This window comes from Streptomyces capoamus (assembly GCF_014654935.1).
Classification (GTDB): Bacteria; Actinomycetota; Actinomycetes; order Streptomycetales; family Streptomycetaceae; genus Streptomyces; species Streptomyces capoamus.
This window is the reverse complement of sequence record NZ_BNBF01000009.1, coordinates 199847-212292: the sequence shown is the minus strand read 5'-3', so window position 1 is coordinate 212292 and position 12446 is coordinate 199847. Positions and strand designations below refer to the sequence as shown.

10 protein-coding genes are annotated in these 12446 nt (G+C 75.6%); 3 read left to right on the top strand and 7 right to left on the bottom strand.

The window, feature by feature from the left end; translation table 11 throughout:
- The coding region (locus tag IE312_RS16925; RefSeq protein WP_229899928.1) for an RNA polymerase sigma factor at positions 1-580 on the bottom strand (580 nt) is incomplete at its 3' end.
- Positions 577-2001, bottom strand: coding sequence for a S8/S53 family peptidase (locus IE312_RS16920; RefSeq protein ID WP_189982600.1), 1425 nt, complete (start codon positions 1999-2001; stop codon positions 577-579). The genes IE312_RS16925 and IE312_RS16920, both read right to left, overlap by 4 nt.
- Positions 2002-2086: 85 nt before the next feature.
- On the opposite strand from IE312_RS16920, the gene IE312_RS16915 reads away from it, so the two are divergent.
- Positions 2087-4690 (top strand): CHAT domain-containing tetratricopeptide repeat protein, encoded by a 2604-nt coding sequence (locus IE312_RS16915; RefSeq protein WP_189982598.1) that lies wholly within the window; start codon positions 2087-2089, stop codon positions 4688-4690.
- Between the two features lie 39 nt (positions 4691-4729).
- Here the strand turns inward: IE312_RS16915 and IE312_RS16910 are convergent, their stop codons facing one another.
- On the bottom strand, positions 4730-6454 hold the full coding sequence (locus IE312_RS16910; RefSeq protein ID WP_189982596.1) for a LuxR family transcriptional regulator AbsR2: 1725 nt from the start codon (positions 6452-6454) through the stop codon (positions 4730-4732).
- A 94-nt stretch (positions 6455-6548) separates the two neighbouring features.
- Between IE312_RS16910 and absR1 the strand changes: the two genes are divergently transcribed.
- On the top strand, positions 6549-7634 hold the full coding sequence (absR1, locus tag IE312_RS16905) for a beta-glucuronidase AbsR1 (protein ID WP_189982594.1): 1086 nt from the start codon (positions 6549-6551) through the stop codon (positions 7632-7634).
- A 107-nt stretch (positions 7635-7741) separates the two neighbouring features.
- Here the strand turns inward: absR1 and IE312_RS16900 are convergent, their stop codons facing one another.
- Positions 7742-8566: a TauD/TfdA dioxygenase family protein gene (locus tag IE312_RS16900; RefSeq protein ID WP_229899926.1), complete on the bottom strand. Its 825-nt coding sequence runs from the start codon at positions 8564-8566 to the stop codon at positions 7742-7744.
- A 294-nt stretch (positions 8567-8860) separates the two neighbouring features.
- Between IE312_RS16900 and IE312_RS16895 the strand changes: the two genes are divergently transcribed.
- Complete coding sequence (locus tag IE312_RS16895; RefSeq protein ID WP_189982590.1) at positions 8861-9394, top strand: P-loop nucleotide/nucleoside kinase family protein; 534 nt, start codon at positions 8861-8863, stop codon at positions 9392-9394.
- A 13-nt stretch (positions 9395-9407) separates the two neighbouring features.
- On the opposite strand, the gene IE312_RS16890 is transcribed toward IE312_RS16895, so the two are convergent.
- From IE312_RS16890 to IE312_RS40465, 3 genes are all read right to left on the bottom strand, one after another.
- Positions 9408-10490: an LLM class flavin-dependent oxidoreductase gene (locus tag IE312_RS16890; RefSeq protein ID WP_189982588.1), complete on the bottom strand. Its 1083-nt coding sequence runs from the start codon at positions 10488-10490 to the stop codon at positions 9408-9410.
- The gene (locus tag IE312_RS16885; protein WP_189982586.1) at positions 10487-11863 is read right to left on the bottom strand and encodes an NtaA/DmoA family FMN-dependent monooxygenase; all 1377 of its coding nucleotides are present in this window, start codon (positions 11861-11863) and stop codon (positions 10487-10489) included. The genes IE312_RS16890 and IE312_RS16885 overlap by 4 nt, the downstream gene beginning before the upstream one ends.
- A gap of 25 nt (positions 11864-11888) precedes the next feature.
- Positions 11889-12446 (bottom strand): LLM class flavin-dependent oxidoreductase (locus IE312_RS40465; RefSeq protein WP_229899924.1); only part of this gene is annotated, 558 nt, incomplete at its 5' end.

Below are 12446 nucleotides of genomic sequence, written 5' to 3'. Positions count from 1 at the left end.
GCGGGCCGATGCTGCCGACCGCGATACCGAGCGCGGCCGAGATCTCCCCGTAGCTGGGCGGTGGCGAGGCCACCAGGACCCGGAGCAACTGCCGGCAGCGCTCGCCCAGTCCGTCCAGCTCCTGCCACAGCCGGCGGACCCGCTCGGCCCGGTCCGCCGCCTCCTCCGAGTCGATCAGCGACTCCTCCGGCGTGCGCTCCTCGCTGGCCCGGTCGAGCACCCGCGGATCGTCGGTCAGGGACAGCCGCGCCAGCCCCTTGAGCACCTTCAGGCACTCGTGCCGGGCGGTGCTGGCCAGCCAGGCGCCGGCCTTGTCGGGTTCCCGTATCCGGCCCAGGTGCTGGGCGAAGCGGAACCACGTGGTCTGGAAGACCTCGTGCGCGTCGGCGTCCGACAGCCGGTGCGCGCGCACCACCGACCACACCAGCGGACTCATGCCTTCCACCAGCGCCTTCCAGGCCGCGGCGTCCCCGTCGACGGCGGACTGGACCAACGCGCCGACCTGTGCTCGGTCCACGGCTCCACCCCTCGTGTACGGCCTGTCATCGTACGCCGTGGAGCGGAGGGTTCCGGACCTCATGCCGGCACGGCCGGGACCACGGCCGCCACGGGACGCCAGGTGGGCGGCCGGAGCGCCGGCACCTGCGCCCCCCGTACCTCGGCGCGCTCCCCGGCGGCCGCCAGCAGCCCCGCCGCCGCCGCCCGCGGGTCGCGCTCCCGGTACGCCGACATCCGGGCGGCGACGAGACCCGCGGCCACCGGGGTGGCGAAGGAGGTGCCGCTCCACTGGGCGAGACCGTCGAACATCACCTGGTCCGGCTTGCCGCCGGTGCTCTCCCGGCCCTCGCTGAGCACCCCGGTGTGACGCGGGTACCGGCAGGTGCACGGGTAGTCGGCGCCGAACCGGCAGGAGTCGTAGGTGGAGTGCTGGTAGACGTACGGGACGGGCGTGGTGAAGCCGGTGAGGGCGCTGGTGAGGCGCTCGCCGGGGGCGTGGACGCGCACCCAGGGCCCGTGGTTGGTGAAGCAGGCCCCGGACGCGCCGTCCGCGCGCAGGGCACCGACCGACAGCACGCAGTCGGCGTACTCGGGCAGGGCGGCGTAGGCGGCCGGCCAGAACGGGGTGTCGCTGCCGTTGTTGCCGGCGGCGGCCACCAGCAGCGTGCGCTGGTCGCGCAGTTCCCGCAGGAACCCGTCGAGCCCGATCAGACCGTCGGCGTCGGGGCTCGGGGTGCCCGCGGACAGGCTGATGATGTCCGGCCAGCCGTCGCGGTCGACGGCCTCGAAGAGCAGCGCGCCGAACTCGGACTCCAGCACGGCCCCGGCGTCGTTGAGGGTGCCGCGCACGGTGATGTCGGTGTTGGGCGCGACGGCCGCGAGGACCCCGGCGATGAACGTGCCGTGCCCGACGTACTGGTGGAGCACGCCGTCGTCGTCGGTCTCGGTCAGCTGGGCGTCGCCCGTGGTGTGGGCGAGCAGCGGGTAGGAGCGGTGGTCGTGCACCAGGCCGGTGTCGACCACGAGCACGCCGACCGCGGTGGCCGGGTCGTAACTGTCCTCGGCGGCACCCGGGTTGGCCGGCTCGGTGCGCGCGACCGGCACCGGCTCGTCGCCGGGGCAGGCGTTGACCGCGATGTGCACCACGTGGTTGCGTCCGGCCAGCCTGCGGCCCCGGCGGTCCTCGGCCCCCCGTACCGCGCGCAGCGCGTGCGGCACCGTGTCCTCGGCCCCGTCCGGGTCGCCGACCCGGATGCGGGTGACGCCGGTGCGGCCGGCCTGCGGGCCGAGGCGGCGCACGTGGTCGGGGACGAGCCCCCGGGTCTCGGTGAAGTGGGTGCGCACGGCGTCCTCGACGAAGCGGGCCTCCTCGCCGTCCCGCACCAGGACGACGCCCTTCTCGTAGAAGTACCCGGCCGATTCGTCCGGCCCCATGGTCAGGGGCACGTCCGGCAGGGAGCGCCGGATGTGCTCGAACTGCTCGTGGAAACGCTGTGGTGCCATGTGGTGTCCTCCCCCTGGAGACGGTGTCCGACAGTGGGAGTCGCGGGGTCACCGTCTGATACAGCAGGCCACTACCATGCGAGACGTGACAGCGGGAAGCGAGTCGGTCCTCGAACTGCTGCCCCTGGTGTTCGCCGACCCCGGCGAGGCCCGGGCACGGGCCGAACACGTGCTGCGCGCCGCTCCGTCCCCGGTCCACGCCAGCGTCGCCCACCAGGTGCTCGGCATCTGGCAGCGGGACTTCGGCGATCTGCGGATCGCGCTGCGCCACCTGCGGCGGGCCCGGGACCTGGCCGCGCGCGCCGAGTCGGCCGACCGGGAGGCCGATGTGCTGGCCACGCTGGGGGTCGCACTGGTGCACGCGGGGCGCACACGGCAGGGGCTCGCGTCCTTCGAGCGGGGGGTCGCCCGGGGCAGCGGGCACACCCGGGCCCGGGTGCTGTACCGGCGGGCGTACGTGTGGTGGGTGCTGGGGCGTCACCGGGAGGCCCTGGAGGACGTACGGCGGGCCCTGCCCGTCCTGCGGCAGGCCGCCGACGACATCTGGACCGCGCGGGCCCTCACCCTGAGGGCCACCGTGCACCTGGCGCTGGGCGCGGTGGAACGGGCCGTCGCCGACTTCACGGCGGCGGAGCGGCTGTGGGACACCACCGGCCAGGAGCACGACAAGGCGGACGCGGTGGAGAGCCGGGGGCTGGCCGCGTTCCGGTCCGGGGACATCCCGGCGGCGCTGCGGCTGCTGGACGAGGCAGAGGAGCGCTACGCCACCCTGGGCACGCCCACGTACAACCTGTCGATCCGGCGCTGCGAGGTGCTGATGGCGGCGGGGCTCGCCCCGGAGGCGCTGGCCGAGGCGGACGCGGCGATCGCGCTGCTGGACCGGATCGGCGGGCAGTCCACCCGCAAGGCCGAGCTGTTGCTGGCCGCCTCGCGGGCCGCCCGGTCGGCGGGGGACGCGCACACCGCCATAGCCCGCGCCGCCGTCGCCGTACGGCTGTTCGCGGCGCAGCGCCGGCCCTGGTGGGAGACGCACGCCCGGCTGGTGGTGCTCCAGGCGCGGGTGGCGGCCGGGCGGCGCTCGGGGCGGATGGTGGCGGACGCGGCGGCGGTCGCCGAGCGGCTGGCCTCCTTCGGTTCGCCCGCCGCACCGGAGGCGTCGCTGCTCGCGGGCCGGATCGCGCTGGCGCTGGGCTGGACGGCGGACGCCGAGCGGCACCTGGCGGTGGCCGCGCGCAGCCGGCACGGCGGGCCGCCGACGGCCCGGATGACGGGCTGGGTGGCGCAGGCGCTGCGGGCGCGGGCGGCCGGTTCACGGCGCGGGGTGCTGGAGGCGTGCCGGCGCGGTCTGGACGTCCTGGACGACCACCGGATGACGCTGGGTGCCTCGGAACTGCGCGCCCACGCGACCGCGCAGGGTGCCGAACTGGCCGCGCTGGCGCAGGAGGCGAGTCTCGCGCAGGGCGGTCCGCGCCGGCTGCTGGGGTGGAGCGAGCGGTGGCGGGCGACCGTGCTGTCCGCGCCGCCGGCCCGGCCGCCCGACGATCCGGCGCTGCTGACCGGGCTGACCGCCTGCCGGGAGATCGCGGCCCGGGCGGAGGCCGCCCGGATGGAGGGCCGCCCGGTGCCGGCGCTGGAGCGCGAACAGCGGCGCCTGGAGCGGGAGATCCGCTCGCGCACCCGGCACATCGGCGGGGCCGCCGCCGGCACGGGCGACCGGCTCGACGTGGGCCGGCTGCTGGACCGGCTCGGCGACGGACGGCTGGTCGAACTGGCCGTGGTGGACGGCCGGGTGCACGTCCTGCTGTGCGGGCAGGGCAGGGTGCGCCGGTTCCCGGCCGGCGCGCTGGCGGAGGCGGTGGCCGAGGCCGAGCACGTGCAGGCGGGGCTGCGGCGGCTCGCCCACCCCGGGGCCGAGGCCCGGCTGCCGCTGGTGGAGGCAGCCGGCCGGCGCCTGCAGGAGCTGCTGCTGGGCGGGGCGGCGGAGCAGCTCGGCCCGGGCCCGGTGGTGGTCGTGCCGCCGGGCGCCTTGCACCGGGTGCCGTGGGCGCTGCTGCCCGCGCTGCGGGAGCGGGTGCTGAGCGTGTCGCCGTCGGCGGGCAGCTGGCTGCGCGCCCGGGAGACGGCCCCGCCGCCGGACGGCCGGCCGGTGCTGGTGCGGGGCCCCGGCCTGGCGACCGGCGGCGCGGAGGTGCCCGGACTGGCGGACCGCTACGGCACGGCGACGGTGCTGGAGGGCGAGGCGGCGCAGGTGCCGCGGGTGCTGGCGGAACTCGACGGCGCGGGCCTCGCCCACCTGGCGGCGCACGGCACGTTCCGCGCCGACAGCCCGTTGTTCTCCGCCCTCCGGATGGCCGACGGCCCGCTCATCGTCCACGACTTCGAGCGGCTGGCCCGCAGCCCGTACCGGATCATCCTCTCCAGCTGCGACACCGCCCGCCTCGCCACGGTCGGCGCCGACGAACTCCTCGGGCTGGTCACGGCGTTGCTGCCGCTGGGCACGGCCGGGGTGGTGGCGAGCAGCGCTCCGGTCAACGACGCGGCGGTGGTCCCGCTGATGCTGTCCCTGCACAAGGGCCTCGACGCGGGTCTGTGCCTGGCCGAGGCCCTGCGGGACGCCCGCTCGGCCCTGCCGGGCGACGCCGTGCACCAGGCGACCGGCTGGGCGTTCGCCGCGTTCGGGGCGGCGTGAGGAGGCTGCCGTTCGGGGGCGGCGTGCGGAGGCCGCCGTTCAGGCCGTCTCCCGCTCGGGCGCGTCCACCAGCCAGGGCAACGCTCTCCGGTCCCCCGTGCCGAGCCGTGCGTAGGCGCCGTAGAGGTGGTTGCCGACCGTCCGCACGGACAGGGTCAGCCGCTCGGCGATCTCCCGGTTGCTCAGCCCCGCCGCGGCCAGCGTGACGATCTCCCGCTGCCGGGCGGTGAGTTCACCGAGCACCAGTCCGGCCAGCGCGGGCGTGCCGGCCCCCTGGCAGCGCCGGGCCAGGGCGACGGCCCGGGTCCGGGACAGCCGCGCGGCCCGCGGGTCCCGGTGCACCCGTGCCGCCTGGGCGTGGGCCTCCGCCGCGTACAGCAGGAATCCCCGCTCGGACAGCGCCTGCGCGGCCCGGTCCAGCGCGGCGCCGTCGCCCCGGGCGAGCGCCTCCGCGTGCCGGGCGAACACACTTCCGGCCGGCAGCCGCCCCAGTGCCCGTCCGGGCTCACCGAGGCGTACCCGGCCGTAGAGCGCGTGGACGGCGTCCGGATCGGTCACCTCCCCCAAGGGCTGCTCGGCCAGCGCGAGTTCGGTCAGGCAGCGGTCGTCCGAACCGGTCTCCCGCAGCCCCTCCCGGGCCCACGCCGCCGCTTCGCGCAGCTCGCCCCGCAGCCGGGCGAACCGGGCCCGGACCGCGGCGTACCCGGCGGGCAGCGGACCGCCCTGCGCCACCAGCCACTCCCCCACCGGCGTCGGCACCGCCCGGACGTCGTACCGCTCCATCCGCCGGGTCAGCACGCGCTGTTCGGCGGCCAGCGCGGGGCCGTGGGCGAAGGGCGGGCGGCCGAGCCGCCGGGCCCGCAGCCGGCCGGCGGCGGCGCGCAGCGCGGGCCCGTGCAGGGGGTGGGCGAGGGTGACGGCGCCCTGTTCGTCGACGTCGACCAGACCGTCCGCCTCCAGCCGTTCGAGGGCGGCCAGGTCCAGCTCGTCCACCGGCAGCGGCACGGGTTCGGCGAACGCGAGGCGTTCCAGGGCGTCGCGTTCGCCTGGTCCCGGCCGCTCCAGGGCGGGGGCGAGCCGTTCGCGGACGGCGGGTGTGACCGGCAGCGGGCCGCGCCAGGCCCGTTCGCCGGTGTCCGGGTCGGACGTCAGCCGGCCGGAGCCGGCGAGCGCGGTCACCAGGTCGCGCAGCAGCCGCAGGTCGCCCCGGCACGCCTGGTACAGCCGACGCACGGTGAGCGGTTCCAGGCCGGTGCCGGCGAGCAGCCGGGCGGTGTCCTCGGGGGACAGCGGGCCGAGGGGCAGCCGGGGCAGCAGTTCCCCGGTCCACAGCCGGGACACCGCGGCGGGCGCGGGCGGGCCGTCCGCCGCGGCCACGACCAGGCGGGTGCGGCCCTGCACGGCCAGCTGGTGGACCAGGGCGGCGGAGGTCTCGTCCAGGAGCTGGGCGTCGTCCACGACGAGGAGCCGTACCCCGGACAGGGCGCGGACCGCGCGGTGCAGCGAGACGGTGTCGGGGAGCAGGTGCGCGAACGCCGCCAGGGGCAGGTCCCGGGCCTCCGGCGTGCCGGTCACCCGGGCGTGGTCGGTGCCCCGGACGGCCTCCGTGATCAGCCGGGTCTTGCCGCGGCCCGCCGGGCCGGTCACCACGATGCCGGGCCGGCCGGCGGTCAGCGCACCGCGCACCAGGTCCAGTTCGCCGTCCCGGCCGGTGAACGGCCAGGGCGCTTCCGGGGTCCCGGCGTCGGGTTCGTAGATCGTCACATCATGCAGAGCGCGCGTACTCAGGTTTGATACAGGGCGACTTGAGTAGCCCCCGACTCAGGCGTGTGGGCCGGGCGGGCGGCACGCTGGCCGCATGACCCGACGCCTCTGCTCGCTCCCGCGGCAGCCGGCCCCGGCGTTCGCCCCCGGGCTGACGGCGGGGCGGCTGGACGCGCTGCTCGCGGGGCGCCGGATGTGGGTCAACGGCACGGTGCTGCACTACTGCTTCCTCGACGCCCGCACGGACGCCTCGGTCATCCCGGTCCCCGGGACCGGGGAGCTGCGCCGGGTGCCGTGGGCGGGCGGCGAGGAGCAGCGGGACGTGGTCCGCGCGTGCTTCGGCGAGTGGCGGGACCTCGGCATCGGCGTCGGCTTCGCCGAGGTCGGCGACCGCTGTGAGGCGGAGCTGCGGATCGGGTTCCAGGCCGGTGCGGGGTCCTGGTCGGCGGTGGGCCGGGACGCCCTGTCGGTGGGCCGGGCCGAGCGCACCATGAACCTCGGCTGGGACGTGACCGCGCCCGGGGAGCGCGGGACGGTCCTGCACCAGATCGGGCACGCGCTCGGCAGGGTGCACGAGCACCAGAGTCCGTTCGCCGGGCTGCACTGGGACGACGAGGCCGTGTACGCCGAGCTGGCGGGCCCGCCGAACTTCTTCAGCCGGGAGACGACGTACCGCAACGTGCTGGGCCAGCTGGACTCCTGCGAGGCGGGCGGCTCGGTGTGGGACCCGCAGTCGGTGATGACGCTGCCGTTCGGGCCGGGGCTGGTGCTGGAACCGGAGCAGTACCGCGGGGGGCTGTGTCCGCCCGGCACGCCGTCCCCGGCGGACAAGGAGTTCGTGCTGCGCTGGTACCCGCCCACCGGTCCCGCCGGGCCGGGCCGGCTGGTGCCGTTCCGGTCCGCGCCGCTCGGCCTGGCACCGGGCGGGCAGGCCGATCTCACCGTCGAGCCGCCGGAGACCCGCGAATACACCGTGGGCACCTTCGGCGACGCCGACACCGTACTGGTGGTCTTCGAGGAGCGCGACGGGGAACCGCGCTTCCTCGCGGGCCACGACGACGGCGGCACACCGCGGAACGCCGCCGTCCGCGTCCGGCTCGTCAAGGGCCGCCGCTACGTCGTCCGGGTCCGCCTGTACTCCACGTGGGGGTCGGGGGAGACGGCGGTCATGTGCTGGTGACGGCACACGGACGGCGGCGGCGCACGGACCGGCGCCGGGGGAACGGGCATGGACGTCACCCACGGGGGAGGTGACGTCCATGCCCGCGCCGGCGTGACCGGACGTGCTCAGGACGCGGTGCGCAGCGGCTCCACGCCGATGACCTTGCGGTACACGCGGGCGCCGTCGCCGTAGTCGTCGACGGCGTAGTGCCAGGTGGCCTGGTTGTCCCAGAGGACGAAGTCACCGGGCCGCCAGCCGAAGCGGATCGTGTAGTCGGGCGAGGAGGCATGCCGCAGGAGGTGGTCGAGCAGGGCGCGGCCCTCCTGCGGGGTGACACCGGTCAGCCCGAGCGCGGAGGAGCTGAGGAAGAGCCCCTTGCGCCCGGTGAGCGGGTGCTCCAGGACGACGGGGTGCTCGACCGTCGTCTCGCCGATCCCGGTCTTCCTGCTGCCCTGCGCGTAGTTCTCGGGGTTGCCGTCGTAGACCGCGCCGACGCCGGCCAGCAAGGTCTTGAACGGATCGGACAGGTCGTCGTAGGCGGCCTGCAGATCCGCCCACAGGGTGTGTCCGCCGAGGTCGGGCACCTCGTCGTAGGTCAGCGACTCGATGGCGAAGGCCGGGCTGCGCCACAGGCCGCCGATGTGCCAGGTGCTGGCCTTGCCGGTGTGCCGCACGTTGTACGGGTAGACCAGCGCGTGGTCGGGGTGGCGTGCGGCGGTGGGGTGGTCGAAGGGCTCCGCGAACAGCCGTACCGCCGCCACGTGCTGTGCGGGCGTCAGGTGCTGGTCACGGAAGACCAGCACCTTGTGGTCGCGGAAGGCCCGGCGCAGCGCGTCGGCGGTGGCCTCGTCGACCGGGCGGGTCAGGTCGACGCCGCTCACCTCCGCGCCGAAGCGGGGTCCGGCCCGGTGCAGGGCGAGGTGCGTGTCGTGGCTCGTGACAGTGGTCATGCCCATCTCCTTGGAACGCCGTGCGGACGGGACACCCGGGGACGGTACGCGGGGAGGAGCGGGCAGCTCGGAACTCCCCGCGCGTCCGCGGGTGCTGGGGAGGAGTCAGGCGCGCCGACAGCCCGGCGCGCCGGTGCGCGCCGGACACGTGTGCGGGCTGCGGGACAACGCCGGGGTCATCACCCCACCACGGTAGGCAGGCGCCCCGGCCTCGGGCCAGCCTCCACCGTTGCACTCGCGTGAACATTCGCGCGTGTCCCGGCCGCCCGCGCTCCCCCGGGGCACGATGACGGCATGCTCATCGTCCTCGGAGGCCTACCCGCCACGGGCAGGACGACGCTCGCGCGTCTGCTCGCGGCCCGTACGGACGCGGTCCACCTGCGGATCGACACGATCGAGCAGGCCCTGGTCCGCGCCGGGGTGGCCGAGCATCCTGTGGGGCCGGCCGGGTACGTCGTCGGTTACGCCCTGGCCGAGGAGCAGCTGCGGCAGGGCCTGACCGTGATCGCCGAGTCGGTGAACCCGCCGGCCGTCACCCGCGACGCCTGGCGCGGCACCGCCGTTCGGGCCGGCGTGCCCGTGGTGGAGGCGGAGGTGGTCTGCTCGGACCGGGCGGAGCACCGGCGCCGTGTGCGCACCCGGACGGTGGACGTGCCCGGGCTGCCGCTGCCCGGGTGGGCGGAGGTGACCGGCCGGCGGTACGAGCCGTGGAACCGCGCGCACGTGGTCGTCGACACCGCGGGCCGGCCCCCCGAGGAGGCCCTGGCCCCGCTGCTGGCGGCGCCGGCACCGGTGGCGGACCTCCGGGCCCGTCGCCGCGACGGATGAGGGGGGCCGCTCCTCATCCCCTCCGCGAGGGCTCCTGGCGGGGCAGGACCGGGGCCCAGGGGAACGGCGGGTCGGGGACGGCCCGGCGCAGCACCGGGGCGACCGCCGACTGGAACAGCTCCAGCGAGTCGCGGTGCCGGGCGGCGGGCAGTCCGCCGGCGTCCGCGGCCACGTGCAGCACGGTGTGCCCGAACTGCTCGTGGTAGCGGTGCACCTTGTCGACGACCTGCTCGGGACTGCCGATCAGGGCCGAGCTGCGGGCCACGAAGTCCTCCAGGGTCTCGAAGACCACGGGCAGCCCCGCCGACCTCTGGTGGGCCAGGTTGCTCTCGAAGACCGGGCGGTAGGCCTCCACCGCCTCCTGGGAGGTGCGGGCCACGCACAGCCCGGCCGAGCCGGCGCCCACCGTCAGGTCCGCCGGGTCGTGGCCGTAGTGCTCCCAGCGCTGCCGGTAGTGGCGGATCAGCTCGGCGTACGGCTCCATAGGGTGGGTGACGTTGGCCGAGAACAGCGGGTCGCCGTAGCGGGCGGCGAGGTCGACGGACTCCTTGCTGGTGGCGCTGCCGTGCCAGACGCGGACGGGCTGCTGGTACGGCCGCGGCCACACCTCGGCGTCCCTCAGCGGCGGCCGGAAGCGGGTGTCCGCGGTCACCCGGTCCTGCCGCCACAGCCGCCGGAACACCGCGTAGCCCTCCGCGTTGCGGTCCCACTGGTCCTCGGGGGTGACGTGGAACAGCTCGCGCTGGGCGGAGCCGTTGCCCTTGCCGATGATCAGGTCGAGCCGGCCGTCGCAGAGGTGGTCGAGGGTGGCGTAGTCCTCGTAGGCCCGGACCGGATCGAGCAGGCTCAGCGTGGTGACGGCGGTGAAGAGCCGGATGCGGCGGGTGAGCGCGGCGACATGGCCGAGCACCACCGTCGGCGCGGAGGACAGGAACGGCCGCTCGTGCCGCTCCCCCACGCCGAACCCGTCGAAGCCCAGTTCCTCCGCCAGCACCGCGTTGTCCAGGACCTCGCGGAACCTGTCGTGCGCCGGTGCCAGCACGCCGGTGACCGGGTCGGGCCGGTGCACGATCAGGGTGACGGCGAGGAACCTCACGAGGCGGCGCGCTCGGCCGCGCGGGCCTCGTCGGGGTGGGCGAGGCCGAGGTGGTCGCGCAGGGTGGTGCCCGTGTAGTCGGCGCGGAAGACGCCCTGTTCCTGCAGGAGCGGGACCACCTTGTCGGCGAACGGGTCGAGTCCGCCGGGGGTGATGTGCGGGACGAGGATGAAACCGTCGGAGGCGTCGGCCTGCACGAAGTCGTTGATGGTCCGCGCGACGGTGGCCGGGGTGCCGATGAACGTCTGCCGGTTGCCGGTGTTGATGACCAGGTCGCGGATGGACCACTTGTTGGCCTCGGCGAGCTGCCGCCACTCGCGGGCGATGGCGACCGGGTCCCGGTACATCCTTACCTGGGCGCGGCCACGGGAGATGTGCTCCTCGGCGACCACCGGGTCGACGTCGGGCAGCGGGCCCTCCGGGTCGTAGGCCGACAGGTCGCGGTTCCAGACGAACTCCAGGTGCTTGATGGCGGTGGCCCCGCTGACCTGCTGCCGGCGGACCTCCCGGGCCAGTTCGGCGGCTTCCTGGTCGGTGTCGCCGAGCACGAAGGTCGCGGCGGGCAGGATGAGCAGCTCGTCGGCTCGGCGGCCGTACCTGGCGAGGCGGGACTTGACGTCGGTGTAGAAGGCCTTGCCCTCCTTCAGCGTGGCGTACCGGCTGAAGATGGCGTCGGCGCTGGAGGCGGCGAACTCGCGGCCCTCCTCGGAGTCGCCGGCCTGGAAGACGACCGGCCGGCCCTGCGGGGAGCGCGGCACGTTGAACCGGCCGTGGATGTCGAAGTGCTGCCCCTGGTGCACGAAGGCGCCGGCCCTGGCGTCCCGGAGGAAGGTGCCGGTGGCCTGGTCGGCGAGGATCTCGTCGCCGCGCCAGGAGTCGAACAGCTCGTGGGCGGTGGCGAGGAACTCCTTGGCGCGGGAGTAGCGCTCCTCCTGCGGCAGGAAGCCGCCGCGCCGGAAGTTCTCACCGGTGAAGGCATCCCAGGAGGTGACCACGTTCCACGCGGACCGGCCGTCGGAGAGGTGGTCGAGGCTGGCGAACTGGCGGGCCACCTCGTAGGGCTCGTTGAAGGTGGAGTTGATGGTGCCGGTCAGGCCGAGCCGGTCGGTGACGGCGGCCAGCGCGGCCAGCACGGTGAAGGTGTCGGGGCGGCCGACGACGTCGAGGTCGTAGATCTGCCCGCCCTGTTCGCGCAGCCTCAGTCCCTCGGCGAGGAACAGGAAGTCGAACTTGGCGCGTTCGGCGGTCCGCGCGAAGTGGGCGAAGGAGCTGAACTCGATGTGGCTGCCGGCGGCCGGATCGCTCCACACGGTGGTGTTGTTGACCCCGGGGAAGTGCGCGGCCAGGTGGATCTGCTTCAGCGGCTTGCTCATGGCGTACGGTCGTCCTCTCCGGCGTTCAGGCTGCTGCGTAGCGGTTGGCGGGGCGCGCGAGGCCGAGGAGACCGCGCAGGGTGCCGGCCTCGTAGGCGTCCCGGAAGCGGCGGCGGCGCTGCAGTTCGGGCACCAGGTCCCGGGTGATCCGGGGCAGGTCGTGGCCGGCGACCGCGGGCCGCAGCCGGAAACCGGTCAGCCCGCCTTGAGCCAACTCCTCCAGCAGATCTGCCAGTTGCGCGGCCGTGCCGGTGAAGATCCGGGCGTCGCTGGTGTACGGCTCCCCCGCGAGCGTGTCGAGACGGTCCCGGCGGGCCTCCGCCTCGGCCGGGCTGTCGTCCAGCAGGACGACGAGGTCGCCGAAGACGTGCACGGTCTCCTCGGCGCGGCCCGCCGCCTCCTGCTCGGCGCGGATCTCGGCGACGATCGCCCGGGCCTCGTCCGCGTCCCGGGGCGTGACGTAGCCGACGTCGGCCTGGCGGGCCACCAGCCGGTACGGGACCGTCTGGTGGGCGAGCGCCGTGACCAGCGGCTGGCCCTGCGGCGGGCGGGGTGTGATGGAGGGGCCCTTGACGCTGAAGAA